This window comes from Methylorubrum sp. SL192 (assembly GCF_026672325.1).
In the GTDB taxonomy this organism is placed as follows: Bacteria; Pseudomonadota; Alphaproteobacteria; order Rhizobiales; family Beijerinckiaceae; genus Methylobacterium; species Methylobacterium extorquens.
The window spans coordinates 5,050,250-5,074,471 of record NZ_JAPPQV010000003.1 but is presented as its reverse complement, the minus strand read 5'-3'; the positions used below and the strand labels follow the sequence as shown (position 1 = coordinate 5,074,471).

25 protein-coding genes are annotated in these 24,222 nt (G+C 69.3%); 3 read left to right on the top strand and 22 right to left on the bottom strand.

The window, feature by feature from the left end; translation table 11 throughout:
• Positions 1-15 precede the first annotated feature (15 nt).
• From OVA30_RS24650 to OVA30_RS24560, 19 genes are all read right to left on the bottom strand, one after another.
• Positions 16-1,002, bottom strand: coding sequence for a hypothetical protein (locus tag OVA30_RS24650; protein ID WP_268177287.1), 987 nt, complete (start codon positions 1,000-1,002; stop codon positions 16-18).
• Positions 1,003-1,103: 101 nt separating this feature from the next.
• Positions 1,104-1,997 carry a dihydrodipicolinate synthase family protein gene (locus OVA30_RS24645; protein WP_268177286.1) on the bottom strand — a complete coding sequence of 298 codons (894 nt, stop codon included), beginning with the start codon at positions 1,995-1,997 and terminating at the stop codon, positions 1,104-1,106.
• Between the two features lie 95 nt (positions 1,998-2,092).
• Positions 2,093-2,539: a hypothetical protein gene (locus OVA30_RS24640; RefSeq protein ID WP_012605745.1), complete on the bottom strand. Its 447-nt coding sequence runs from the start codon at positions 2,537-2,539 to the stop codon at positions 2,093-2,095.
• A gap of 3 nt (positions 2,540-2,542) precedes the next feature.
• Positions 2,543-2,875: a flagellar protein FlgN gene (locus OVA30_RS24635; RefSeq protein WP_268177285.1), complete on the bottom strand. Its 333-nt coding sequence runs from the start codon at positions 2,873-2,875 to the stop codon at positions 2,543-2,545.
• A gap of 5 nt (positions 2,876-2,880) precedes the next feature.
• Positions 2,881-3,321, bottom strand: coding sequence for a rod-binding protein (locus OVA30_RS24630; RefSeq protein WP_268177284.1), 441 nt, complete (start codon positions 3,319-3,321; stop codon positions 2,881-2,883).
• A 101-nt stretch (positions 3,322-3,422) separates the two neighbouring features.
• Positions 3,423-3,833, bottom strand: coding sequence for a hypothetical protein (locus tag OVA30_RS24625; RefSeq protein WP_003604060.1), 411 nt, complete (start codon positions 3,831-3,833; stop codon positions 3,423-3,425).
• 5 nt (positions 3,834-3,838) lie between these two features.
• Positions 3,839-4,609, bottom strand: coding sequence for a flagellar biosynthesis protein FliR (fliR, locus tag OVA30_RS24620; RefSeq protein WP_012252435.1), 771 nt, complete (start codon positions 4,607-4,609; stop codon positions 3,839-3,841).
• Positions 4,606-6,687, bottom strand: a complete 2,082-nt coding sequence (gene flhA / locus OVA30_RS24615) for a flagellar biosynthesis protein FlhA (protein WP_012252434.1) — start codon at positions 6,685-6,687, stop codon at positions 4,606-4,608. Before flhA ends, fliR begins: the two co-directional genes overlap by 4 nt.
• Before the next feature lie 342 nt (positions 6,688-7,029).
• Positions 7,030-7,296 (bottom strand): flagellar biosynthetic protein FliQ, encoded by a 267-nt coding sequence (locus OVA30_RS24610; RefSeq protein ID WP_003604057.1) that lies wholly within the window; start codon positions 7,294-7,296, stop codon positions 7,030-7,032.
• A gap of 130 nt (positions 7,297-7,426) precedes the next feature.
• A complete protein-coding gene (flgD, locus tag OVA30_RS24605; RefSeq protein ID WP_056112466.1) occupies positions 7,427-7,843 on the bottom strand; it encodes a flagellar hook assembly protein FlgD in 417 nt (138 codons plus the stop codon).
• Between the two features lie 6 nt (positions 7,844-7,849).
• The gene (flbT, locus tag OVA30_RS24600) at positions 7,850-8,335 is read right to left on the bottom strand and encodes a flagellar biosynthesis repressor FlbT (RefSeq protein ID WP_373691188.1); all 486 of its coding nucleotides are present in this window, start codon (positions 8,333-8,335) and stop codon (positions 7,850-7,852) included.
• Positions 8,336-8,381: 46 nt separating this feature from the next.
• Positions 8,382-8,732 carry a flagellar biosynthesis regulator FlaF gene (gene flaF, locus OVA30_RS24595; RefSeq protein WP_003604052.1) on the bottom strand — a complete coding sequence of 117 codons (351 nt, stop codon included), beginning with the start codon at positions 8,730-8,732 and terminating at the stop codon, positions 8,382-8,384.
• Between the two features lie 40 nt (positions 8,733-8,772).
• Complete coding sequence (locus OVA30_RS24590; protein ID WP_182570127.1) at positions 8,773-9,825, bottom strand: flagellar hook-associated family protein; 1,053 nt, start codon at positions 9,823-9,825, stop codon at positions 8,773-8,775.
• A 7-nt stretch (positions 9,826-9,832) separates the two neighbouring features.
• Positions 9,833-11,296: a flagellar hook-associated protein FlgK gene (gene flgK / locus OVA30_RS24585; RefSeq protein ID WP_268177282.1), complete on the bottom strand. Its 1,464-nt coding sequence runs from the start codon at positions 11,294-11,296 to the stop codon at positions 9,833-9,835.
• A 78-nt stretch (positions 11,297-11,374) separates the two neighbouring features.
• Positions 11,375-12,586, bottom strand: a complete 1,212-nt coding sequence (locus OVA30_RS24580; RefSeq protein WP_268177281.1) for a flagellar hook protein FlgE — start codon at positions 12,584-12,586, stop codon at positions 11,375-11,377.
• An 82-nt stretch (positions 12,587-12,668) separates the two neighbouring features.
• Positions 12,669-13,997 (bottom strand): flagellar protein export ATPase FliI, encoded by a 1,329-nt coding sequence (gene fliI, locus OVA30_RS24575; protein WP_268177280.1) that lies wholly within the window; start codon positions 13,995-13,997, stop codon positions 12,669-12,671.
• A 4-nt stretch (positions 13,998-14,001) separates the two neighbouring features.
• Positions 14,002-14,730: a flagellar basal-body rod protein FlgF gene (flgF, locus tag OVA30_RS24570; RefSeq protein WP_003606031.1), complete on the bottom strand. Its 729-nt coding sequence runs from the start codon at positions 14,728-14,730 to the stop codon at positions 14,002-14,004.
• Between the two features lie 5 nt (positions 14,731-14,735).
• The gene (locus OVA30_RS24565; RefSeq protein WP_268177279.1) at positions 14,736-15,989 is read right to left on the bottom strand and encodes a DUF1217 domain-containing protein; all 1,254 of its coding nucleotides are present in this window, start codon (positions 15,987-15,989) and stop codon (positions 14,736-14,738) included.
• 172 nt (positions 15,990-16,161) lie between these two features.
• Positions 16,162-16,734, bottom strand: coding sequence for a hypothetical protein (locus tag OVA30_RS24560; protein WP_268177278.1), 573 nt, complete (start codon positions 16,732-16,734; stop codon positions 16,162-16,164).
• A gap of 202 nt (positions 16,735-16,936) precedes the next feature.
• Here OVA30_RS24560 and OVA30_RS24555 point away from each other — a divergent pair, with 202 nt between their 5' ends.
• Entirely contained in the window at positions 16,937-17,236 is a 300-nt protein-coding gene (locus OVA30_RS24555) for a PilZ domain-containing protein (RefSeq protein WP_268177277.1), read from the top strand.
• A gap of 522 nt (positions 17,237-17,758) precedes the next feature.
• Entirely contained in the window at positions 17,759-19,516 is a 1,758-nt protein-coding gene (locus tag OVA30_RS25970; RefSeq protein WP_085856751.1) for a flagellin N-terminal helical domain-containing protein, read from the top strand.
• Between the two features lie 119 nt (positions 19,517-19,635).
• Here OVA30_RS25970 and OVA30_RS24540 read toward each other — a convergent pair whose 3' ends face one another.
• A complete protein-coding gene (locus tag OVA30_RS24540; protein ID WP_268177276.1) occupies positions 19,636-20,316 on the bottom strand; it encodes a response regulator transcription factor in 681 nt (226 codons plus the stop codon).
• Positions 20,317-20,700: 384 nt separating this feature from the next.
• Here OVA30_RS24540 and OVA30_RS24535 point away from each other — a divergent pair, with 384 nt between their 5' ends.
• Positions 20,701-21,978 (top strand): aminotransferase class I/II-fold pyridoxal phosphate-dependent enzyme, encoded by a 1,278-nt coding sequence (locus tag OVA30_RS24535; protein WP_268177275.1) that lies wholly within the window; start codon positions 20,701-20,703, stop codon positions 21,976-21,978.
• Between the two features lie 150 nt (positions 21,979-22,128).
• Here the strand turns inward: OVA30_RS24535 and OVA30_RS24530 are convergent, their stop codons facing one another.
• Together OVA30_RS24530 and hemF are read right to left on the bottom strand one after the other, a co-directional pair.
• Entirely contained in the window at positions 22,129-23,250 is a 1,122-nt protein-coding gene (locus OVA30_RS24530) for an ATP-dependent DNA helicase (protein WP_003600490.1), read from the bottom strand.
• A 47-nt stretch (positions 23,251-23,297) separates the two neighbouring features.
• Entirely contained in the window at positions 23,298-24,221 is a 924-nt protein-coding gene (hemF, locus tag OVA30_RS24525; RefSeq protein WP_268177274.1) for an oxygen-dependent coproporphyrinogen oxidase, read from the bottom strand.
• Position 24,222 lies beyond the last annotated feature (1 nt).

Sequence of the window (24,222 nt, the reverse complement as noted above, 5' to 3'; positions counted from 1 at the left end):
CTTCCAAAGGCGACGTCAGCTCGTCCGGCGCAGGCGCATCGGGAGCACGGTGCGCAGGCGCTCGGCCGCGGTGCTGCCGCGCTTGGCTTCGGGGCCGTGCAGCGGCTGGTGCTCGCCCGCGGCGCGCTCCATCACGGGAACGCCGAAGATCGCGCAGAGCAGGTCGCGGGCGGTGGCCCGGCTGGTCTCGCGAAACAGCGTGACCAGGGAAAACACCCGATCGACCGAGCGCGCGACGCTGTCGTTGAGGGTGAGGAAGACGAAGACCGCTTCGCCCTCGCGCAGATCCGCGGCGCGCAGCGCAAGTGTCAGCAGGTCGTAGCGGGCGACCGGATCGACGGCGGCGCCGAGATAGTTCGGCGGCAGGCCGAGTCCGCGGCCGAGCGCGGTGATGAAGGCCTGCACGTCGCGGGCATGGGAATGCTCGACGAGGCTCGTCGCGAGCGCGCGGGGGGCCGGCGGGCAGGGGCGTAGGGCGGCGGTGGCCTCCACGGCCTGGGTGATCGCGCTGCGTTGCTCCGGACCGGCATAGAGCCAGAGCGGCGCGAGGTCGGCGGGCGGAATGTCGGGCCGGCCGAGCAGGATATGGGCGAGATCAGCGTCGGTCCGGGCGCGGGCGAGGAGGCGGTCCAGCACGCGGGTGCCGATCAGCGCACCGGGATTCTCGGCGAGCGCCCGGTCGGCTTCCGCTTCCGTCTCGGGCTGAGGCGGCAACGCGACGGGAAAGCCGCGGGCTTCGAGCGCGGCGCGCACGCCGGCCGGGACGTCGGGGCATCCTTTGAGCTTCTCGGCGACGACGCGCGCCGTTTCCTCATCCACCGTCGGGATCAGACCCGCGGCGAGGGACTCGAACTCCCTGAGGATCGCCCGATCATGGACCGGAGCGGCCAGGAACAGGTCGGTCTGCACCCGCAGAATCACGGGTTTCAGGTCCAGCGCGGGATCGCGCGAGAGCTCGATGAGGCCGGACAGGTCCGGCGCGCCGGCGACCGATGGGGGCATGGCACTCGATTACGCAGAACTTACTCTGAAGGTGAGTCAAACAGTTCTGCGTGAATCGACCTTTAAGAACGCGGGAGCGCGAGTGTCCCGCAGCGGCCGGATCAGGCGAGCGCGAGCCGGTCCACGACCTCCGCGACCCGATTCCGGACGGGTTCGGACAGCGGCAGGATCGGCCGAGGCGGATCGGCCCGGCACAGGCCGAGGTGATGGGCCGCCGCGTAGGTGACCCGCAGGCTGGAGAATTCCTTGAACAGGTCCCAGAGCGGCTGCATCCGCGCGTTCAGGGCCCGCGCCCGCGCGGCCTCGCCGGCGCGGGCCGCCCGCAGGATCGCGAGACAGGGTTCCGGAAACAGCCCAGCCGCGACGCTGTACCAAGCCTCGCCGCCAGCCAGCAGCGCCTCGGCCGCGTTCCAGTCGCCGCTGAAGCCGAGCCGAAACTCGGCCGGCACCGCCCGGCGCAGGGCGTCGAGCTGGCCGGCCACCGCGTCGGAATCCGACGCCGGGCTCTTGAGCGCGCGGATTCCGGGCACCTGCGCCAGCCGCCCGACCAGCGAGGGCGTGAACCGGAAATGCGTGGTGCCGGGATTGTCGTAGATGCAGATCGGCAGGCCGCTGCCCGTGGCTACGGCAGAGAAATGCTCGAACACCTCCTCGTCGGTCAGCGGCGTGTAGGAGATGGCGGCCAGGAGCCCGGCGGCGGCGCCCGCCGCCCGCGCATCCTGCGCCAAGGCCACGGCCTCGTCGGTGCGCAAAGCCCCGATTCCAACGATGACCGGCACCCGGCCGCCGGCTTCCTCAAGAGCCACATCAAGCGCGCGGCGCCGCTCCGCGCGGGAGAGATAGGCGTAGGTGCCTGTGCTGCCGAGCAGCCCGATCGAATCCACCCCCGCGGCGGCGAGCGGCGCGATGAGGGCGCGCAACGCCGCCGGATCCACGCGTCCGTCGGGGGAGGCGGGGGTGATGGGAAAGGCGGAGAGGCCGGTAAAGCAGGTCATGACGGCGGCAGGATGGGCGGGCGCCGGAGCGCGGTCAACGCCGACCGCATGTTCGACGCGACGGTCAGTTCAACCGGTCACGGCGCGCGGCGCGATTACGAGCGCACCTCGCGCTTGGCCACGAAATTCAACTCGTCCACCAGCACGTCCTTCACCACGTCGGAGCCGAGGCGCTCGTTCACCTTGGCGCGGATCTGGGCCAGCCGGCCGTTGATGTCGTAGCGGGCGAGCTTGCGGAAATCGATCGTGGTGTCGCCGTAGATCTGGCGGAAGGCCTCATCGACCACGAAGGCGTTGGGCGCGACGGGGAGCGTGTGCATCAGCTTGGCGTCGGCCGTGAAGACCAGCACGGCGATGACGTAGCCCTGCACCTTGCCCTCGGCGACCATTGGAATGTTGATGGGCGCAAGCTTCTGATATTGCAGCCCTTCGAGATAGGGCTCGGTCGATTTCGAGAAGAACCCGCCGCCGAAGGTCACTGCCGCGTAGCAGGAGGCGATGGTGACGGCGCAGATCCACAGGCCGGAGACGAGGACGCGCATGGATTAGTCGCGTCCCAGGCGGGCCGAATAGGTGCCGTCGGACTCGGCGGCCTGCAGGCTAGCCTGCAGCGTCTCGCCGACCTCCTCCACCGCCCGCAGATGCAGGGCGACGGCCTCCTGGTTGCGGATCAGCTTGTCGCGCAGGCGCGCCAGCACGATCCCGGTCTCGGCGTCGAGGGTCGCGACGTCGAGGCCGCGGGCGAGGCGGGTGAGTTCCAGCAGGCTCCGGCTCTTGGCCCGGTTGACCGCATCGAGATCGAGGGCCGCGTTGGCGCCGAGTGCCTCGGTCTCGGCCTCGACGGTGGCTTCCAACCGCTTCAGGGAGTCGATCAGCATGGCGGTCAGACCTTGCCCGAGACGCCGGTGCCGGTGGGCGCGACGGTGGTGGCGGCGGGGCGGGCGGCGTTCAGCATGCGGGCGATGCCGATGCCGCCGGTCTGCGCGATCTGCTGGCCGAGCTGCTCGGCCAGCATCGACTTCCAGATGCCGCCGGCATTGCCCTTGCCGAAGACGGTCTCGGCCTTGGGCAGCATTGCCTCGACGAATTGCTGGATCACCTGCCCTTCGAACTTCCGGTAGGGGTCGGCGGAGCCGGTCCGTGCGGTTTCGTTCTTCAGGCCCGTCAGCGCCCCGTGGACGTCGAGGGGCATGTGCGTGGTCAGGCCCACCTCGCGCGCTGCGTCGTCGGCGGCGCTGGCGAAGGCGGCCGGGTCGCCGGGCTGCGACAGCTTGGCCGCGGCCTCCTGATAGCGGGCCGGGTCGGCGGCGCGCGCCACGTCCATCACGATGTCGGAAGGGGGGTGATGCTCATCGCGCCGTCAAACCTTGATACGGCGCGAACCGGGCGCGCCGCTGAGGATGGACCGATCCTAGATCCGCTGGCTTACGGGAGGCTTGCGTCGCGGCGCTGGGCGAGGCCGTCGAGCCGCTCCATCGCGTCGAGCCGGTCGCGCTCTCGGTCGAGCAGCGTCTCGATCCGCTCGGCGCTCAGCTCCGCGCGCTTCTGCGCGAGGCCCTGCTCGCGCACCTCGTCGGCCTGGGACGCGGCGATGCGTTCGAGTTCGGTCGCCCGCGCGGCGAGCCCGCGCAGACGGCGGTTGGCGGCTTCCAGGAACAGGTGGCCGTGGGCGGAGGACCCGACCGCCGCGAGCAAAGCCGCCCGGTCCGCCTCGACCGCCTCGGCATTGCGCCGGGTCTCGGCGAGCTGCCACTCGGCGGCGCGGCGCATCTGCTCCTGCACGGCGGTGAGCCGCTCGGCGCGCTTCAGGCGCTTGGCGATGTCGGCGGCGGACATGGCACTCAGCCTTTGCGCAGCCAGGCGACGTAGCCGGACAGGAACTGCGTCATGAACTCGCTGGAGAGCGTGTAGAGCAGCAGCAGCGCACCGAACATCACGAAGGGCGTGGCGACGAAGTAGACGGGGATCGTCGGCGTGAGCTTGTTCACGAAGCCCGCCGCGAGGTTCACCGCCACCGCGTAGATGATGAAGGGGGCCGCAATCCGCAGGGCGAGGGTGAAGGCCTCGGCGATCTGGTCGGCGATGCGCACCAGCGCGGTCTGCGTCCCGAAACCCTCGCCGGGCGGGATGCGGCCGTAGGAATCCACGAGGCCGCGGAACAGCTCCCAATGCAGGTCGGCGGCGAACATCAGCGCGACCGCGGTGAAGACGATCAGCGATTCGACCGCGGGGATCGCGTCGGTCCCCTCGACCGGCGTGCCCGGCATCGAGCCGAAGCCGACCATGGTCGAGACCGCGTTCATCACGGTTTCCAGCACGAAGACGAAGATGCGTCCGAGCAGGCCGATGAGCAGCCCCGTCACCGTCTCGCTAGCGATCCAGGTCAGCGTTTCGGTCGGCGCCTGACCCGAGAGTTTGGTCTGAAACAGCGGCAGCAGAAGCGGCGTGACGGCGAGCGACACGCCGCCGGCAATGAGGAGCCGCACCTGCGCCGGCACGCGCGGGCTGGAGAAGCCGGGCACGATCAGGAGGCAGCCGCCGATCCGGCAGAAGATCAGGAAGACGCCGAGGAAGGCCTCTCCGCCGAACAGGCTGCCGAAGCCCGGAATCACGAGATGGTGCCCAGCGATTTCAGCTCGACGCCGCGGGCGATCTCCAGATGCGAGAGCACGGGCAGGGTCGGGAAGATCCGCTCGATGATCATCCGCACGTATGGCCGGGCGTCGGGAGCGGTGACGAGGGCAAAGCCGTGGACCTGCCGCATCCGTTCGCGGATCGCCTCGCCGGCTTCCGTGCCGAACTGCTCCACGAGGCGCGGGTCGATGTCGAACTCGATGACCTCGCCCTTGGCGTCGCGCTTCAGGCTCTGGTGGAAGGTGAGATCCCAGTTGGCGCCGAGCCGTAGGACGTGCAGCACCCCGTCCTCGGCGAGATCGCCGCAGATCTGCTGCGCGACGCGCATCCGGACATGCTCCGCGATCTGCTCGGCGCGGCGGGCATGCGGGCTGATCTCGGCCACCGCCTCCAGGATCAGGTGCAGGTTGCGGATCGAGACGCGCTCGGAAAGTAGCAGCTTCAGCACCGCCTGCAGGCCGGAATGCGAGATCTGCGAGGGGCAGATCTCGTCGATCAGCCGCTTGTATTCCGGGTCGAGCCGGTCGAGCAGCGCCCGCATGTCCTTGTAGGACAGGAACTGGGGCAGGTTGTTGCGGATCACCTCGGAGAGGTGGGTGAGCAGGACGGAGGCGCCGTCGATCGCCTCGAAGCCGGAGCGGCGGATCTCGCCGGCATAGGCGTCGACGACCCAGAGGGCCTTCATGCCGAAGGCGGGCTCGCGGACTTCCTCGGACGGCACGTCGGGGCGCGGCCCGTCGCCGACGACGACGAGCAGCTCGCCCGGCCGCATCTCCTGGGTCGCGGCCACCGTGCCGTGAATGCGAATCTGGTAGGTCTTGGGCGGCAGGTTGAGGCTGTCGGTGAGCTTGATGTCGGGCACGACGAAGCCGTACTGGCGCGCGAACTTGCGCCGCATCTTGGCGACGCGGTGGTGCAGCTCGGCGTGATTGCCCTGGATCTGGGCCGCGACCTGACGGCCGAGGCAGAGCTCGATCTCCGGGGTGCGCAGCTGCTCCTTGACCGATTCCTTGGTCTCGGCCTGCTTGCTCTCCTCCTCGCGCTTCACCTGGGCGGCCGCGGCGGCGGCCCGGGACGCCCGGCGCCTCGGAATGGTGATCGCCACGAAGCCCATCAGGCCCGCGAGCGTGACGAAGGGCAGGAACGGCAGGCCGGGGACGATGGCGAACATCAGCATCAGCGCGGCGGCGACGATCAGCGCGCGCGGATAGGCGCTGAGCTGGCCGAGCACGGCTTCCTCGGTCGCGCCGCGGGTACCGCCCTTGGAGACGAGAAGGCCGGCGGCGAGCGAGACGATCAGCGCGGGGATCTGCGAGACGAGGCCGTCGCCGACCGACAGCTTGACGAAGACGTCGGCGGCCTGGCCGAGCGGCATGCCGTGGCGGGTGGTGCCGATGATGACGCCGCCGAAGACGTTGACGGCGATGACGATGAGCGAGGCCACCGCCTCGCCGCGCACGAATTTCGAGGCGCCGTCCATCGAGCCGAAGAAGGCCGATTCCTCTTCCAGCTCACGGCGGCGGCGCTGCGCCTCCTTGTCGTCGATCAGCCCCGCATTGAGATCGGCGTCGATCGCCATCTGCTTGCCGGGGATGGCGTCGAGGGTGAAGCGGGCGCCCACCTCGGCGATCCGGGTCGCGCCCTTGGTGATGACAAGGAAGTTGACCGTGATGAGGATCATGAAGACGACGATTCCGATGACGAAATCGCCGCTCATCACGAATTGCGAGAAGCCCTGGATGACGTGGCCGGCGGCGTCCACGCCCTTCTGGCCGTTGGCCAGGATCAGCCGCGTCGTGGCGATGCCGAGCGCCAGCCGCAGCAGCGTCGCAATCAGCAGCACGGTGGGGAAGGCCGAGAATTCGAGCGGCTTCTGAATCCAGAGCGCCACCATCAGGATCAGCACCGAGAGCGCGATCGAGAAGGCGAGGCCGACATCGATCAGCACCGCCGGCACCGGCAGGAACAGCACTGCGAGGATCGCGACGATGCCGGCCGCGAAGCCGAAGTCGCGCCGCGACCGCTTTTCCAGGACGAGCGCTTCGCTCACCGCCATGACGTGAACCGATTCCCTCAAGGTCGAGGCGGTTGTGGCGCGGCAAGCTTGCGCGGGGATGGGTGCCCGCGGGCAAGGGCAAGGGCAAGGGCAGGAGAGGGGGCGGAAGAGGCGTCGGCAGAGGCTCTTAACCGTGACTCTCGAAGCCTGCCGTCACCCGTCGCATGGCTGGGCGTCGAATCGGGTGCTGCCGTGGCCCGCGCTTGGTGTTAAGGTCTTCTCCGTCGAAGCTTTTGTCCTTCCCAAGGTCGAGGCCTTCGCGCGGGACCGGGCGGTCAAGTCTCGACAGCTTCCTCCGCCCGGTCCCAACCGTTCTCCCGCCCTCGCGCCGGAGGCGGGGCTTCAGAACCCGGTCGCGATCCGGCCGTAGGTCATCTCGGCAAACGCGTAGATCTGCGCGCCGACGAAGGTGCCGGTCACCAGCATCACCAGCAGGATCGCGACGATTTTCGGGACGAAGGTGAGCGTCACCTCCTGGATCTGCGTCAGCGCCTGAAGCAGGGCGACCGCGATGCCGACCAGCATCGCCGCGCCGACGGAGGGCCCGGCGGCGACGATCACCGTCCAGATCGCGGAGCGGACGAGTTCGAGGGCGTCGACCTCGTTCATGATGGGGTCTTCGGATGGCGCATCGTCTTCGTCCGAAAGCCGGGACCCAGCTTTCGGGACGATGCGCTCGGCTCTTGTCCTTGCATCACCTTGTTCCGAAAGCCGGCGGTCACCCTTTCGGGACGATGCGCTAGCTGATCGAGATACCGGAGGCGAGCAGCATCTCACGGCCGTCGGTGAGCTTGGCCATCACACCGTCGCCGGTGACTCGCACCGACTGCACCGTACCGGAGGTCAGGCCGTCGGCCGAGGTGAGGCTGCGCCCGATGATCGCGTCGGCCTGATTCAGGAAGCTCGACGTGAGCAGCGAGTCGAGCTTCTGGTTGGTCTTGGTGGCCTGCTCGACCTGCGAGAAGGTCGCGAGCTGGCCGACATATTCCGTCGAGTCCATCGGCTTCGTCGGATCCTGATTCTGTAGCTGGGCCATCAGCAGCGTCAGGAAGGTGTCGGCGTTCATCTTGGAGGCGACCGAAGTCGCCGCCTTCGCCGCCGCGGCGGTGGTCGTGCTGGTGGTGCCGGTAGTCGTGCCGGTGCTGCTGACGTCCATGGAAGTTCAGGCCTTGTCGGAGGAGAGGGCCGGCCGGGTCCGCGGCCGGCGGCGTTGGCCGGAGCGGGCGGAAGGCACGAGGGCGGCGGGCGGCACCTCGGGGAGGGGAGCCAACGGGCCGAGCAAGGTGGCCTCCGTCGCGTAGAGGCCGCGGATGAGCTTCAGCGCCTCGAAGGCCCGGCCCGCCTCGACGAGGGCGTGCGCCGCCGCCAGCCCGTCCCGGATCGCGGGTTCGGTTGTCACGGCGAGGATGCCCTCCTCGATCCGGGCATAGAGCGACCGGGCCGGGCCGGCCTGGGCCGGGGTGATCAGCATGGTCTGCGCCGCGAAATAGAGCTGGCGCAGGGGCGTCGTTGCCTCCTCCGCCTGGAGGACGTGGCCCTCCAGCAGGAAGGTCGCGTCGTTCATCAGTTCGAGCGCAACCTTGCGGTCGACGCGCACCACCGCGCCGTTGATGTAGACGCGCTCGCCCGCTTTCAGGCTCAGGTGCATGGTGCGGGCAGCGGCCCGGCCGGTTTCGCGCGTCATGGCCCGCCCCCTACTGCAATCCGTCGCGGATCGAGGTGTTGACCTCGATCAAGGCCGCGAGGCTGCGGTCGGGTGCGCTCAGCACTTCGCCGGCCTCACGCATGTTCCACAGGCCGATGGCGACGAGGTCCGCGCGCAGGCTTTCGGGCAGCGCGTTCTCGGGGTCGAGCAGGTCGGCGATCAGCACGTTCCAGAGATCCTGGATCGAGCCGACCGCGGCACTCCGCGCCGGGCCCGCCGCGGCGCCCTGCGCTTCGGCCGTGCGGAGCTGGCTGAGCGCCCGGTCGAAGGCGTCGCGCTCGCGCTCGCGACCGAGGTCGGGCGCGTCTTCCATGATCTCGGCATAGGACAGGCGGTACATCGGGGCCGACGCTCCGTACTCGGTTTCAACAGGCGGGCGTTCAGGAGATGAAGTTGATCAGGCTGAGACTGCGCAACTGCGCGGTCAGCCCGTAGGACATCTGCATCTGGGTCGTGATGGCATCGACCCGGCTCTTGGCTTCGGCCGGATCGACGTTCTCCAGATCGCGGATCTGTCCGGTCAGCAGCGCGGTCTGCTTGGCCATGCGCGCGTTCGCCTCCGTGATCTGGCTCTGGGCGCGGCCGAGATCGGCCTGCATCGTCGTGAGGCTGCCGCTGACTTGGCCCAAAATATCCATGACCTTGCCGGTGGCCACGTTCTGCGCCTCCTGCGAAAGGCCGGACAGGCCGAGCCCCGAGGCGATGACGTAGGCCATGCCGAGCTTGCGGAACGGCTCGGCGTTGGCGCTGACCGAGGTGGTGACGGTCTCGGTGAGCGAGATCTGGCTGTCGAGGGTGCGGCTCGACGCGCCCGACCACGTCCGGCTCCAGTTCACCTCGGTGAACAGGCCGGCGAGCGGCCCGTCGATGAAGCCCTGGAGTTGGTTTGGGGTGATGGTGGATGCCGCCGCAGAGCCGGGCGCGAAGCCGAAGAAGTCCGTGAAGAGCTTATCGACCGCTGTCTTGGCGGCGGAGGTCGGGCTGCCCTCGTAGGAGGTCAGCGGTGCCGCCCCACTGTTCGTGCCGCCGAACACGAACTGACCGTTCGTGCTGGTGTTGAGCGTGCCCGCCAGCGCCGCGAGGCGGCCGCGCGCCGAGTCCACGAGCGTCTTCGCCCGTTGATCGGTGGGGAGGGCGGTGAGTTCGTTCAGGGTCGTCTCGGCGGACGAGCGAATCTCGGTGAGCGCGCCCTGGGTCGCCGCGAGCCGGGACGTGGCCGCGGCGTTGCTCTGAGTCAGCGAAGCGAGCACGGCGCTCTGCCGCCGCAGGCCGAAGGCCCCGGCGACACCGCCGCCGAGGGTCGCGCCGACATCGGCGAAGCGGCCGGTGGCGATCTCCCTGGTCGCGTTCGCGAGTTCGCTCTGGAGCCGCGAGACGCCTGTGCGCGGCGCATTCCAGAGGTTGAGGCTTGAGATGAAGCCGGTCGTCATCATGGCCGTATCACCGCACCGCGTCGAGGAGGGTCTTGAGGAGGTCGTTGACGACCGAGATCAGCTTGGCCGAGGCGCTGTAGGACCGCTCCAACTGGAGGGCGAGGGCGGTCTCGTCGTCGCCGTTCACGCCCGCGACGTTCGAGAGCGCCTCGTTGGCGCGCGTCAGCAGGGTCTTCTGGTAGGACGCGTCGGTCGACGCGTCCTTACGCTGCGCTTCGAGCCACCCCGCGGAGGAAGCGGCGAGGTCGGGCAGGCCGGCGGAGGTGCCGAGGCCGAGGGCCGGATCGACGGGCCGGGCCGCCGTCAGCGCCGTGAGAAGGCCGCGAAGGCGGCCCGCATAGGCCGCGTCGCCGCCCGCAGCCGGGTCGGCATAGTCGCTACCGTTCATGCCGCCGCTGCGCAGCAGGGCGACGGAGCCGCCTCGGGCCGGGTCGACCGCCGCGTTGACCGAAATCGAGGCCGCGAGGCCGGTGCGTCCGGCGGCCGTGGGCAGGATCCCGCTGCCGCCCGCGGTGAACAGGCCGGCCCGCGGACCGCTGTCGGGGCCCACGGCGTCGCTCTCGGCGAAGGCATCGATCAACCCGCCGGCGAGGGCGTCGAGCTGCGCCTCGTACTGGACCGCCGCACCGTCGCGCAGGGCCACGAGCCCGGCGATCCGCCCGGAATTGAGCGGCATCGGCGAGGTGGCCCCGGTCACCGGCACGCCGTCGATCCGCACGCCGCCGCCGACGGTGCCCGCGGCAAAGACGGATGTGGCCGAGAACGTGACCGCGCGGGGGCCGCGCTCGAACAGGGTCACGCCGCCATCGGTATAGAGCGCCATGTCGCCGCCCTCGCGGGCTACGGCGTGGACGCCGATCTCCTGCGACAGCGCGGTCAGGATGCGGTCTCGGTCGTCCAGCGCGTCGGTGGCGTCGCCGCCGAGGGCCGTGGTCTTGGTCACGGCGCGGTTGGCAGCGTCGAACCGGACGAGAAGGTCGTTGATGCGGCTCACCGAGGCGGCGATACCGGCATCGGCCTCCGCCCGTGCGGCGTGGATTGCGTCCGCCGCTTGGCTCAGGCTTCCCGCCAGAGCCTTGGCCGACTCGACCGCGTCACGGGCGAGCTGCGCGTTGTCGGGCTGGTTGGCGGCGGCCTGGAGCGCGGCTTGAAAGGTCGTGAGGCGCGCGGCCGGCGCAGTCGGGTCGTCGGTGTCGCCGACGGTCTGCGCGAGCTTCGTCAGCCCGGTGAGAAGGGCGTCGCCGCGGGCGGCGTCCGACGAGGCGTTCAACGTGCGGGCATAGAGCGCCGGGTCGCCCGCACGGGTGATCGTTACCGTGGCGCCGCCCGTGCTGCCGGCGACCAGCGTCGCGATCTTGCGCGAATAGCCGGGATCGTTCGCGCCCGCGACGTTGCGCGCGGAGACGGCGATCTGGTTCGAGTTCGCGAGCAGCGAGGCGCGGGCGGTGTTGAGCGCGAGGGTGAGACCCATCGGTCGGTTCCTGGGACGCGATACGAGACGGGGACGCCGGTGTCGGGCCGGCGCCCCCGGATGCGACGACGGTTCGCGTTAGCGCTTCAGGTTCATCAGGGTTTCGAGCAGCTCGTTGCCGGTCATGAACACCTTGGAGTTGGCGGTGTAGACCGTCTGCGACTCGATCATCGTGGTCAGTTCGGTGCTGACATCGACGTTGGACTGTTCGAGCGCGCCGGCCTTCAGGATGCCGCGCCCGCCCTGGCCGGCGAAGCCGACCTGGATGTCGCCGGATTCGGCGCTCGTGGTGAAGACGTTGCCGGCCCGCGGCGCGAGGTTGTCGGGGCTCGCCACATCCGCCAGCGGCACCTTGAACGCGGCCTTGCGGGTGCCGTCGGTATAGACCGCGTAGACGGTGCCGTCCTCGCCGAAGGCAGTTCCGCTCACGGAGGTGGGCGACGAGCCGTTGGCGGTGCCGGAGAGGTTGTGGTCGCCGGAGAGCTGGGTCAGACCGCCCAGATCGACGGGGATGCTACGGCCGTTCGGCACGTTCACGAGGGCCGAGCCACCGCCGTTGACCTTACCGTTGCCGTCGAAGGTCACGTTGGTCGTGCCGAGGGACGTGGTCGGCGGGGCCGGGTCGAAGAATTCGACAGACCAGGAATTGGCGGCGGTCTTGGTCATCTGGACGTCGAGCGTCACCGGCCGGCCGACATTGTCGTAGACCTTGAGCGAGTTCTTCTTCGAGTAGCCGATGGCACCCGTCGCCGTCGGATCGTAGACCGGCGTCTCGAAGGAGAGGTTGCCGCTGACCGTGGCGGCGGTGGAGGGCCGCGCCTCCTGGCCCATCACGCTGACATTGACCGGCTTGAGGTCGGCCACGCCGTTGAGGACCGGGTTCGGGGTGCCGTTGGCGAGGCTGTAGCCCATCAGGGTGAAGCCGCCGGCATTGACGAGGTTGCCGGTCTTGCCGTCGACCACGAAGTTGCCGGCCCGGGTCATGAAGGGCGCGCCGGCGGCATCGCTCACCACGAAGAAGCCGTTGCCCTGGATCGCGAGATCCTTGTCGGAATTGGTCGAGGCGATGGGGCCGCCCTCGCTCACCGAACGGCGCAGCGTGGTCTCGACCGCACCCGAGTTGTAGTTTCCGACATCGCCCGAATCGAGCAACAGCGACGAGAACTCGGCCGAAGTGCGCTTGTAGCCGGTGGTACTGGCGTTCTGAATGTTCTCAGCCACCGTGGAGATGCGGTTGGACTGAGCGTTCATTCCGGAGACGCCCGTGCGGAGCACGCCGATGAGACTCATGCGGACACCTCGTTGACTTTCGAATTCTGGCGCACTGGACACGGTGTCGCTTGCGCGGGGCTGAAGGTTTTGCGGGGCACAATCAGCCCCGCAGGGATTGGGCGAGCTCGAGGAAGGCGTCGCGGCTCGGCGGCTGGCCCGGCTCCTGCCGCAGGGCCTCGTAGATCCGCGGCACGAGGCTGACGGCCTGGTCGAGATCGGGATCGCTGCCGGCGCGGTAGCCGCCCATCAGGCGCAGATCCCGTGTCTCCTCGAAGCGGGCCATCATGCTCTTGAGCTTGCGCACCAGCTCGCGCTGGTCGCCGGTCCAGACCTCGCCCGCGAGGCGCGAGATCGAGCCGAGCAGCTCGATCGCCGGGTAGCGGCCCTGCTCGGCGATGGCGCGGTCGAGCACCACGTGGCCGTCGAGGGTGCCGCGGATCGAGTCGGCGACCGGGTCGTTGTGGTCGTCGCCATCGACCAGCACCGAGAAGATGCCGGTGATCGTGCCGGTACCCTCCGCGCCGGGGCCGGCGCGCTCGAGGAGGCGCGGCAAGTCCGAGAACACGCTCGGCGGGTAGCCGCGCGCCACCGCCGGCTCGCCCGCGGCGAGTGCCACGTCGCGGGCGGCGTGGGCGTAGCGGGTCACGGAATCGACGATGAGCAGCACCGACTCGCCGCGGTCGCGGAAGGACTCGGCCACGGCCAGCGCCACCTTCGGCGCTTGGCGGCGCATCATCGGGCTTTCGTCGCCGGTCGAGACGACGATCACGGCGCGGTCGCGCGCGGCAGCGATGGGGCCTTCGAGGAACTCGCGCACCTCGCGTCCGCGCTCGCCCACCAGCGCCACCACCACGCTGTCGAAGCCCTGGGCGCCGGCCAGCATCGCCAGCAGGGTCGATTTGCCGACGCCGGAGCCGGCGAAGATGCCGATGCGCTGTCCGGCGCAGAGCGGCGTGAACAGGTCGATCGCCCGCACCCCCGTGGGCAGCGGCGTCTTCACCCGGGCGCGGGTCATCGCGACGGGCGGGTCGGCATCCAGCGGAACGCTGGCGGGCCCCTCGGCCAGGGGGCCGAGCCCGTCGACGGGGCGACCGAGCGCGTCGATCACCCGGCCCTTCCAGCGCGGGTCCGGGCGCAGCTGCGCCGGGCCGATGCGATGGGCGAGACTTCCGATGCCGGCGTCGATCCGGCTCTCGAACGGCTTCACCGTGGCGCCGGCCGCATCGATGCGGACCACCTCGCCGACCTGCGTGCGGCCGTCGGCGGAGAAGCCCATGCGGTCGCCGAGCCGCACGAAGGCGGACACGCCCGCGACCCGTGCCGCGCTGGCGGTCACCTCGCGCACGGGGCCGGCGACCCGCACCAGCGGCAGGTCGCGGCGCCCGGCCTCCATCGCCTGTTCCAGGCGCTCGATCGCGTTGAGGGTCATCGCATCAGCCCTGCGGTCCCAGCGTCTTGACGGCGCCGGTGAGGGTGGTGTCGGCCTCCGAAGTCATCGTCGCCGCGCTCTCGAAGGCGCGCTGAATCGCGATGAGCCGGGTCATCTCCATGATCGGATTGACGTTGGCGCCCTCGACATAACCCTGCACGAGGCCGATGCGGGTGAAGTCCTGCACCGGCCGGCCGGGCAGGCTCGCGGCGACGGCATTCTCGCCCGAGCGCGTCAGCGTCGCCTTCGGGTCGATGCTGAACACGCCGAGCGCGCCGACTTGGTTCACCCCCTGGTGGATGCTGCCGTCCCGGCCGATGACCGGCGGGCCAGCCTGGGGATCGAGCAGCAGCGGGCCGCCGCCGGGATCGACCACCGGCATCCCGCCCACCGTGCGCAACTGCCCGTTGGCGTCCATCGTCAGGCGCCCGTCGCGGGTATAGAGCGTGTCGCCCTTCGGTCCCTTCACGCCGAGCCACGCGTCGCCCTGGACGGCGACATCGAGGGCGGAATCGGTCTTCGTCGTCGGGCCGGCGGCGCGCGAGATGGTGGTCTTGCCCGGACCGACGAAGGCGACCTCGCCGCGGTTCGAGCGGGCGAGCAGTTCCGAGAAGCTGACTTCCTCCGCCCGGAAGCCCACCGTCGCCATGTTGGCGACGTTGTTGGCGGTGGTGGTCAGGCGCTTTTCGAGGGCGATCTGGCTCGACAGGGCGACGTAGAGGCTGCTCTGCATGGCCCTTAAGCTCCGATCCGCGCCGTCTGCACGCTCTGGAGCGTCTCGGCGTCGAGGCTGCCCGTGCCGGTGAACAGAGCGAGGATGGGTGCGCTGGCGGTGTTGTTCTGCGCGTCCCAGATCGCCGCGAAGCGCCGCACGAAGGCGTCGAGCTTGGCAGGGTCCCGGAAGCTCGCGATGTCGATCTTTCTGTCGATCAATTGGGCCCGCTTGGCCAGGGCCTCGCTCGTGGCCGCGCCGCTCGTCGACGGCAGGCCGATCACGGTGTTGGCCACTTGGCTCAGTGCCGCATCGCCGAGGATGTCGTAGGCGCTCGTGAGCGTCGATGCCTTGCGGGCGAAGTAGAGCGCGAGGCGCACGCCCGTATCGGCGTCGCCCGCCTCGCTCTCCAGCGACTGGCGCAGATAGGCCTGGGTGACGGCCTGCGCCATCAAGTCGGGCCCCAGATCTGTGCCGAAGCCGATATCGACGGCGGTCCGATTGGTGGAGAGCGGGGCATTGCGGATCGTCAGGGTGCGGTTCGGCCCGCCCGCGTCCACCAGCGTGTCGGCGTCCCGGCCCATGCCGCCGTAGGCGCCGTCGGCGCCGAAATCGGTCAGTCCGGTGGTCTCGAAGAACAGGCTCCCGTCGGCGGCGAGACCCGCCTGGACCTTGCCCTTGAGGGCGGATGCCTCGATCTGTGCCGCCACCGCTGCGGCGATCTCCGTGGGCGTCACCTTCGCGGGATTTGCCACCTGACCGGCCAGGGTTTGCGCGTTGAGCCGGATCGTGACCGATTGCGTCGTCGTGGCGTCGACCCGGGACTCCACGAGGAAGCTCGCCTCGGCCCGGCCGCTGAAATCGTACGTGTCGGCCAGGAGCTTCGGCGCGCTGAGCGAGGCGGCGACGGCCTTCTTACCGAAGCTTTCGGGGGCGGCACCTGTGGCGGTGACGCCCTGGCCGAAGCTGAACGCCTTGGCAAAGGCGGTGTAGCGGTCGTCTGCCAAGCGGTTGGCGAAGCTTGCCGCGCTGGCAGCGCCTTCCTCCAGCACTTTGCGCATCAACCCCTTGGCGTAGATCATCTCCTCCAGGCCGTAGGCCTTCATGGCGTAGGCGTAGAGGCGCTGGTCGCCGAGCAGGTCGTCGACCGATTTCACCTGGCCGATATGGGCCTCGTAATAGGCGATCTCTCGGGCAACCGTCGGCTCGGCCGCCATCCGGGAGAGGGAGGCGGGGAGATCCTTGGCGATCAGCCGGTAGCTGGTGAGGGTGTCGGTCACGGGCGGGCGCCTGGGTGAGAGCGCGGGAGGAAGGCAACCGACGGCTCGGCGGCCCGAGCAGGATCCGATGCTACGTTTGCATCGTCTTTGTCCGAAAGCCGGTGACGACCTTTCGGGCCGATGCTTAGGGCGGCTCCCTTGTCCCAGGCTTGCCCGTCTCCGGCCGGTCGCGTCACGGCGCCACCGGGCCGATGATCGTCTCGGTGGTGATCACGACCCAGCCCGCGCCGGTCCGGCGGATCGACAGAACGCGGCCCGCACCGGGCAGAACGCTACCGAGCGCGGCGGTGCGCTGTCCCTCCTGGTTCTCCAAGGTCGCGATCCCGTCGGCGACCCCGCGCAGGGCGTAGGCGCCCACGGGCGGCAGGACCGGCGACTCCGTCGGGCCCTGAAGGCCGGCGACGGCTGCCGCCACAGGCCGGTCGGGCAGCGAGCCGGTGGTGACGGGATCGAAATCGGGGTCGGCCAGGCGCCCCTGCGCCACGGTCTTCTTCCAGGTGAAGGGCGCGGTGCCGGCGGGCAGCACAGCCTGCACCGCATATTCATGCGTTCCGGTCGCGATGGCGTAGCCGGCGAACCCGCTGGCGGTGAGGGCAAGCAGGACGAGGCCGGCCAGCACCGTGCGTTCCCCGGCCGCCTCGCGGGCACGGCGGGCCGCGATGCTGCCCGCTACCGGCCGCGCCGGAAGGTTCGCGGCGCGTGAGGCGGTGCCGAGGGACGATCGCCGTGCGGAATCGGACGTCATGGAGGTCTCGACAGGTGATCCCGGCGCGCCGCGCGAACCGTCTTCGCGGCGCGTGCCCCGGGGGCGAAAGCGTCATCCTTCATGATCCGTCTACAAATATGCTTGACATCCGGTTAACGATGCCGCGCGAAGGGGCGTCCCATCTCATCGACAGCGCCGCGGGCGGCCGTTAAGCCGAAGGAGAGGGCGCCGGGGAGCGAGCATGGCCGATCCGCGGGAAAGTGTTTCGCCGGAATCCGCAGCGCCCGTCGAACGGGCGGGCAAGCGTCACCGCGTCGTCCAGCAGGGCCGCATCGTCCTCGGCCCCGAACGCCTGATCGCCTGCACCGTGCGCGATCTCTCGCGCCGCGGCGCCAAGATCCGCGTCGCCCCCGAACATGACTTGCCGGAGACGTTTTCCCTCGTGATCGCCGCGCATGACCTGCGCACGATGACCGCCCGGCTGTGCTGGCGCCGCGGAGATTTCGCAGGTGTTGTCTTCGAGGGCGAGGCGGTCGTTTAGAGCGCCGCCCGGCGAAGTGGTCACCGGTTCGTCGAACGAATGCGCGGAAAAACAAGGACCGGGAGACGCGGGCCCGATCTCGTCGGGTCGGGTGCGGCTCTTGGAAAAAGACGATGCAACGGCAAGAGCTTGCCCCGCATCGCCCCGGATCCGATCAGCAGGACGATGCCTGAGCGGCTTCTCCACAGAAGCGCGGCCGGCCTGTGGAGAGCAGGGGGCGGGACGATGCGGGACAGGCTCGCTTAATCGCTTCGTAACGCGCGACCGCCATTGTCGGTCCATCGAAAGGCGCCTTCCGCAACGATGCGGAGCGGCCTTCGAGAAGAGGCCAGCGGGTGAACCCTCCAACGGGTTCATGGACATGATGTCGGTCCGTTGATCCGGTGCGAGTCCGGAGGTGTGATGCGCGGCGAAACGAGCCCTCAGGGGCTTGCCGCGGCCCTCTCGATAGGGCCGTGCGGCCGCACCGGTGCGAGTCCGGTCCTAAGAACCGTCCCCCCTCTTTTGCCGGAAGTCTGATCCGTGACCAGCCTGCTCACCAACATCTCCGCCATGACGGCGCTGACGACGCTCAAGGGCATCAACAGCCAGCTCGACGCCACCTCCAACCGCGTCTCGACCGGCCAGCGCGTCTCGACCGCCTCCGACAACGCCGCCTACTGGTCGATCGCCACCACGGTGCGCACCGACAACGCCTCGCTTTCGGCCGTGAAGGACTCGCTCGGCCTCGGCTCCTCGGCGGTCGACACCGCCTACAATGGCCTCAACTCGGTCCTGTCCGACCTGCAGAACCTGCGCGCCAAGCTGCAGACCGCGCTTCAGCCGGGCGTCGACCGGAACAAGGTCCAGACCGAGATCAAGGCCATTCAGGACAAGATGAAGGCCACCTCCGATTCCTCGACCTCGTCCGGTCAGAACTGGCTCTCCGTCAATTCCTCCCCCACCAACACCGGCTATCAGGCGACCCAGAACGTCGTCGCCGGCTTCTCTCGCGACACGACGGGCACCGTCGGCTTCTCGATGATCGGCATCGACGTCAACGCGATCAAGCTCTACGACGTCGCAACCTCGACCGTGAACACCGCCGCGACCGAAGGTAAGGTCACCGGCGCCCAGTCGCTCACCGGCACCTCGGCGTTCTCCCCGGGCGGTGTCGTCGATTTCGCCGCCGTCACCGCCGGCAAGTCGAAGCAGGTCTCCTTCACCGTCACGCTCGGTACCGGCGCCAGCGTCGACATCGTCCTCGACAAGAAGACCATGATGTCGGCCGCCAAGGATCTGACCAAGGTCACGACCGACGAGTTCCTGAGCGCGGTCAACAATCAGATCGCCGCAAGCACGACGATGGCCGGGAAGGTGACGGCGAGCCTCGACACGGCGGGCCGCCTGTCCTTCCAGACGGCGGCGACCGGCTCGGGCACCGATGCCCAGGTCTCGGTGACGAACAACGCGGTCTCCAACGGCAAATTCGCCGCGGCGGATGTCGGTTTCGGCACCTTCTCCGGCTTCATGACGGGGACGGCCTTCACGGCGATGGACGTGACGACCGCCAAGGTCCTGACCGTCAACGACGGCGCCGGCGTCAAGACGGTCACCCTCAACGCTGCATCCTTCTCCGCGCTCGGAGCCGACGCGACCTCGGCCGCCAACACGGCCGTCAACGGTGACGACGTCGCCGCGATGATCAACGCCCAGCTGAAGACGGCAGGCAGCAAGGCGCGGGTCTCCTTCGCCGGCGGTGCCCTGTCGTTCGGTTCCAACGCCGGCGGCTCGACCACGATCACGCTGAACGGCGCGGATGTCGCCGGCTTCGGCTTCACCGCCGCCGACTCCACCACCGGCACCAGCGGCTTCACCGGTAAGGGTACGGCCGCAGGCACGACCAACGCCAAGGGTATCCTCGACACGGTCGATGCGACGACGACCTTCTCGATCGGCGAAATCGGCACCGGCGGCACGGGCATCAACATTGCCGGCCTCGTCGGAACCACCGGCGACACGACCCTCAAGAACATCATCACCCAGGTCGAAAAGGCCATCGCTTCGGTGACCAACGCCGGCACCAAGCTCGGCGCTAACAAGACCCAGATCGACGGCCAGAAGACCTTCGTCGACACCCTGATGAAGGCCAACGACCGCACCATCGGCACCCTCGTCGATGCCGACATCGAGGAAGAGTCGACCAAGCTGAAGGCGCTCCAGACGCAGCAGCAGCTCGCTGTGCAGGCGCTCTCGATCGCCAACTCGGGCAGCCAGAACGTGCTGTCGCTGTTCCGCTAAGCCGAGACGCCCCAGCCGCTCGCGCGGCTGGGGCACTTGCTGGAATAGGAAAAGGCCGCGCTCACACCGAGCGCGGCCTTTTTCATTGAGGGATCGTAGTGGGATCGTGTGCGGCTTCTTCAGCCGACGAAGGTGTAGCCCGCCATCCGCTTGGCCTCGATCGGGTCGTAGCCGAGGCGCATCCGCAGCTTCTTGCGCAGCTTGCTGATATGGCCCTCCACCACGCTCTCCTCGACGCTGGTGTCGAGGTCGCCGTAGACCGCCGTGAAGATCTGGCCCTTGGTCACCTGCCGGCCGCGGTTCTTCGAGAGATATTCGAGGATGTGGCGCTCGCGCCGGGGCAGGATCAGGCAGGCACCGTCGATCTCCGGGTCGCGGCCGTCGGTATAGACCTTGAGGCGGCCCGACCGGTCGGGGGCCGGCGCCGGCTCGACGCCGCGGCCGGTCCGGCGACGGATCGCGGTGGCGCGGGCGATGATCTCGCGGACATGGACGGGCTTGCGCACCACGTCGTCGATGCCGACGGTGAACAGCGCCAGGGTCTGCTCCAGGGAGCGGGTCTCGTTGAGGGCGATGATCGGCGCCCGGCTGAGCGAACGGATCGCCACGGTGCAGGAGGCGCGGTCGGCGCAATCCCCGATCAGGAAGCCGTCGATCGCCTCGACGTCGATCCGCGGCGCGGCGTCGAGCCAATCCCTCATGGACCCGATGGCCAACCCTTGAGCCTCCACGCCCTCCGCGCCGAACCCGGCGACGTAGTGGTCGGTCACGCTCTGCCGCTCGTCGACAACGATGTACATCGTCTGTGCTCGAAGATGTGCACGGTCATTGCGTCAGACACGAGTGTCACTCGCGCGCCGCCATGGCCGATTGAATTGTTGAGGGCTGTCGAATGCTTTTGGACCGCGGCTCGGGAGCGCTTTTGCGGGACGCTCCTGTTTGCCGCTTCCTCCATCATTTGACGGATTTAGCTTTTTGGTTGGAATGGTTAACAGTGCGTTAAGGCCAAGCTCGCGGTTCATCCCGCGTTAGGAGTTTGATCATTTCGCACCTGCAAACGTGACAGATGCGCCACAGTGGGACTGGGCGACCCGGCGCTCGCCCACGCCTTTCCGGCGGGATGGCCTTGACCCCGGCTCCGCCGCGGGTTCGAACGCGGCCTCGGCACCGCCACGAGGAATCCCATGCCGTCGCTGTCCACCCTGTCGCCTGAAGCCCTGTCGGAGCTGCGCTCCAGCCTGCGCGGCGAGTACGAAGCCCTGAAAGCGCAGGGCCTCAAGCTCGACATGACCCGCGGCAAGCCCGCCTCCGATCAGCTCGACCTCGCCGCCGAGATGCTGGCGCTTCCCGGCAACCGGGACACCACCGCCGAGGACGGCACCGACGCCCGCAATTACGGCAACCTCCAGGGTCTGCCCGAGACCCGCGCACTGTTCGCGCCGGTGCTCGGCGCGGCGCCGGAGCAGATCGTGATCGCCAACAATTCGAGCCTCGCGCTGATGCACGACGTGCTCGTCTACGCGCTGCTGAAGGGCGTGCCCGGCGGCACGGGGCCGTGGTCGAAGCAGGAGCCGATCACGATCCTCTGCCCCGTTCCGGGCTACGACCGCCACTTCGCCCTGTGCGAGGGCTTCGGCATCCGCATGATCCCGATCCCGATGACGGGGGAGGGGCCGGACATGGCGGCGGTCGAACGCGAGGCCGCCGACCCTTCGGTGAAGGGCATCTGGTGCGTGCCGCAATACTCGAACCCGAGCGGCGAGACCTATTCCGAGGAGACCGTCCGGCGGCTTGCCTCGCTGAAGGCGGCGGCGCCCGATTTCCGCATCCTGTGGGACAACGCCTACGCGGTGCACCACCTCACCGAGGCGCGGCCCGCGCTGGTCAACATCCTGGAGGCCTGTGCCGAGGCCGGAAACCCGGACCGGCCGATCGTGTTCGCCTCGACCTCGAAGGTGACGCTGGCCGGTGCGGGCCTCGCGATGCTGGCCGCCTCGCCCGCGAACGTGAAATGGTATCTCACCCAGGCCGGGCGCCGCAGCATCGGGCCGGACAAGCTCAACCAGCTGCGCCACGTCCGCTTCCTGCGCGACACCGCCGGGATCGCCGCCCACATGGAGCGCCACCGCGCCCTGATCGCCCCGAAATTCGCCGCGGTGGAAGCGGCGTTCGCCGCCCGCCTCGACGGTTGGGAGGTCGCGCAGTGGAGCCGGCCGCTCGGCGGCTACTTCATCACGCTCGATGTCGCCGACGGCACCGCCTCGCGGGTCGTCCAACTCGCGGGCGAGGCGGGCATCGCGCTCACGCCCGCCGGCGCGACGCACCCCTACGGCAAGGACCCGCACGACCGGACGTTGCGCATCGCGCCGACCTTTCCGGGCCTCGACGCCGTGCGCAAGGCGGCCGAGGCGGTGGCGCTCTGCACGCTGCTCGCGGCGGTGGAAGCGCGGGCGGCGGCATGAGGGCGAGCCATTCTCCGCAGGTGATGCGGAGAATGGCGTTCCTCATCCCCGCACGTGGTGAATGGGATAAATCGGAGATGACCTCATCCCCTCTCCCCACAAGCGGGGCGAGGGGACGAGCTCAGGCCGGGAGAGCGCCTGGGATCGGCGCTACACCACCACGGTGATCGCCTGCGCCGCGCGCGTCAGGCCGGTATAGAGCCAGCGGGCGCGGTGCTCGCGAAACGCGTAGGACTCGTCGAACAGGACCACCTTGTCCCATTGCGAGCCCTGCGCCTTGTGGACCGTGAGCGCGTAGCCGTAGGTGAACTCGTCGGTCTCGCGGCGCAGGAAGAGCGGGATCTCCTCCTCCGAGCCCTCGATCACCTGCCGCAGCACCTTGATGTCGACGGCGCGGCGGCGTGCCGCCGGGTCGTCCTCGGGCACCACGTCGAGGCGGACCGTGTCGGGGCGGGGCGGCGCGCGCAGGGCCTGCACCGTCCAAGTCGAGCCGTTGAGCAGGCCCTTGGTGCGGTCATTGCGCAGGCAGACCAGCTTCTCGCCGACCGACGGCATCGGGTCGGTGTGCCCGGCGAGTTCCCGCAGGCGGTTGTTGTAGAGGCGGCGCGTCCGGTTGAGGCCGACCAAGACCTGATCGCAATCGAGCACCTGGGCCGGATCGATGTCGCGGCGGCGCACCACCCGGCTCTGGCCATACTCGCCGACTTCGAGCCGCCCGCCCTCGCGGATCGTCATCGCCATGCGCACGATCGGGTCGTCGGCGGCCTGCCGGTGGACGTCGGTGAGCATCACGTCGGGCTCGGCCTCGGTGAAGAAGCCGCCGCCGCGCACGGGCGGCAACTGGGCGGGATCGCCCAGCACCAGCACCGGCTTGTCGAAGGACAGGAGGTCGTGGCCGAGATCGGAATCGACCATCGAGCACTCGTCGATGACGATGAGGTCGGCTTTGGCCGCCGGGCCGGAGCGGTTGAGGCTGAAGGTCGGGCCGCCCTCGTCGCCCTCCTTGGTGCGGTAGATCAGCGAGTGGATCGTCGCCGCGTCGTCGCAGCCCTTCTGGCGCATGACCGAGGCCGCTTTGCCGGTGAAGGCGCCGTAGACGACCGGGCCGTCGATGTCGTCGGCGATGCGGCGCGCGAGCGTGGTCTTGCCGGTGCCGGCATAGCCGAACAGGCGGAAGACCTGGGAGCCGCCCTCCTTGCGCCAGCGGGCGATGGCTTTGAGCGCCTCGTCCTGTTGCGGGGCGAAGCGGGTGGGAAGCGAGGACTCGGCCATGGCGTCACGTCATAAAGGAGTCGGCCGAATTGTGGACCGTCTTCCGGTCAGGGCCAGCGCACGGTCGGCGGCAGCGAGGACAGGATCGAGGCGACGTTGCCGCCGGTCTTCAGGCCGAAGATCGTGCCACGGTCGTAGAGCAGGTTGAACTCGACGTAGCGCCCGCGCCGCACCTGCTGCTCCTCCCGGTCGGCCTCGGTCCAGGCCTGCGCGAGGTTGCGCCGGACGATCTCCGGATAGGCCTTGAGGAAGGCCCCGCCGACATCGCGGGTATAGGCCAGGTCCGCCTGCGGATCGCCGGTCCAGTGATAATCGTAGAAGATACCGCCGATGCCGCGGGGCTCGTTGCGGTGCTTGAGGTGGAAATACTCGTCGCACCACGCCTTGTACTTCTCGTAGTCGGCGGCCGGTGCGTGTTTCTCGCAGGCCTCGCGCAGGCAGGCATGGAAGAACTGCGTGTCCGGGTCTTCCTGCGTGCGGCGCCGGTCGAGTACGGGAGTGAGGTCGGCCCCGCCGCCGAACCACGCCTTCGTCGTCACGACGAAGCGGGTGTTCATGTGCACCGTCGGAACGTTCGGGTTCCAGGGGTGGACGATCAGCGAGATGCCGGTGGCGAAGAAGCGCGGATCTTCGGCCGCGCCCGGCATCTGCGCGCGGAATTCCGGCGCGAACTCGCCGTGAACGGTCGAGATGTGGACGCCGGCCTTCTCGAACACGCGGCCCTTCAGCATCGCCATGACGCCGCCGCCGCCCGGCGCGCCGCTATGGTCGGTGCGCTGCCACGGGGTCTTCTCGAATGTCCCTGCCTCTTTCGGGGCGTCGGGATGGAAGGGGCCCGTCGCCTCCGCCTCCAGCGTTTCCAGCGCGGCGACGATCCGGTCGCGCAGGGTGGCGAACCACGTCCCCGCCTCGCTCTTCAGCGCGGCGAGGTCGTCGGGTGAGGGGAGGGGAGAAGCCGTCGCGTCGCTCATG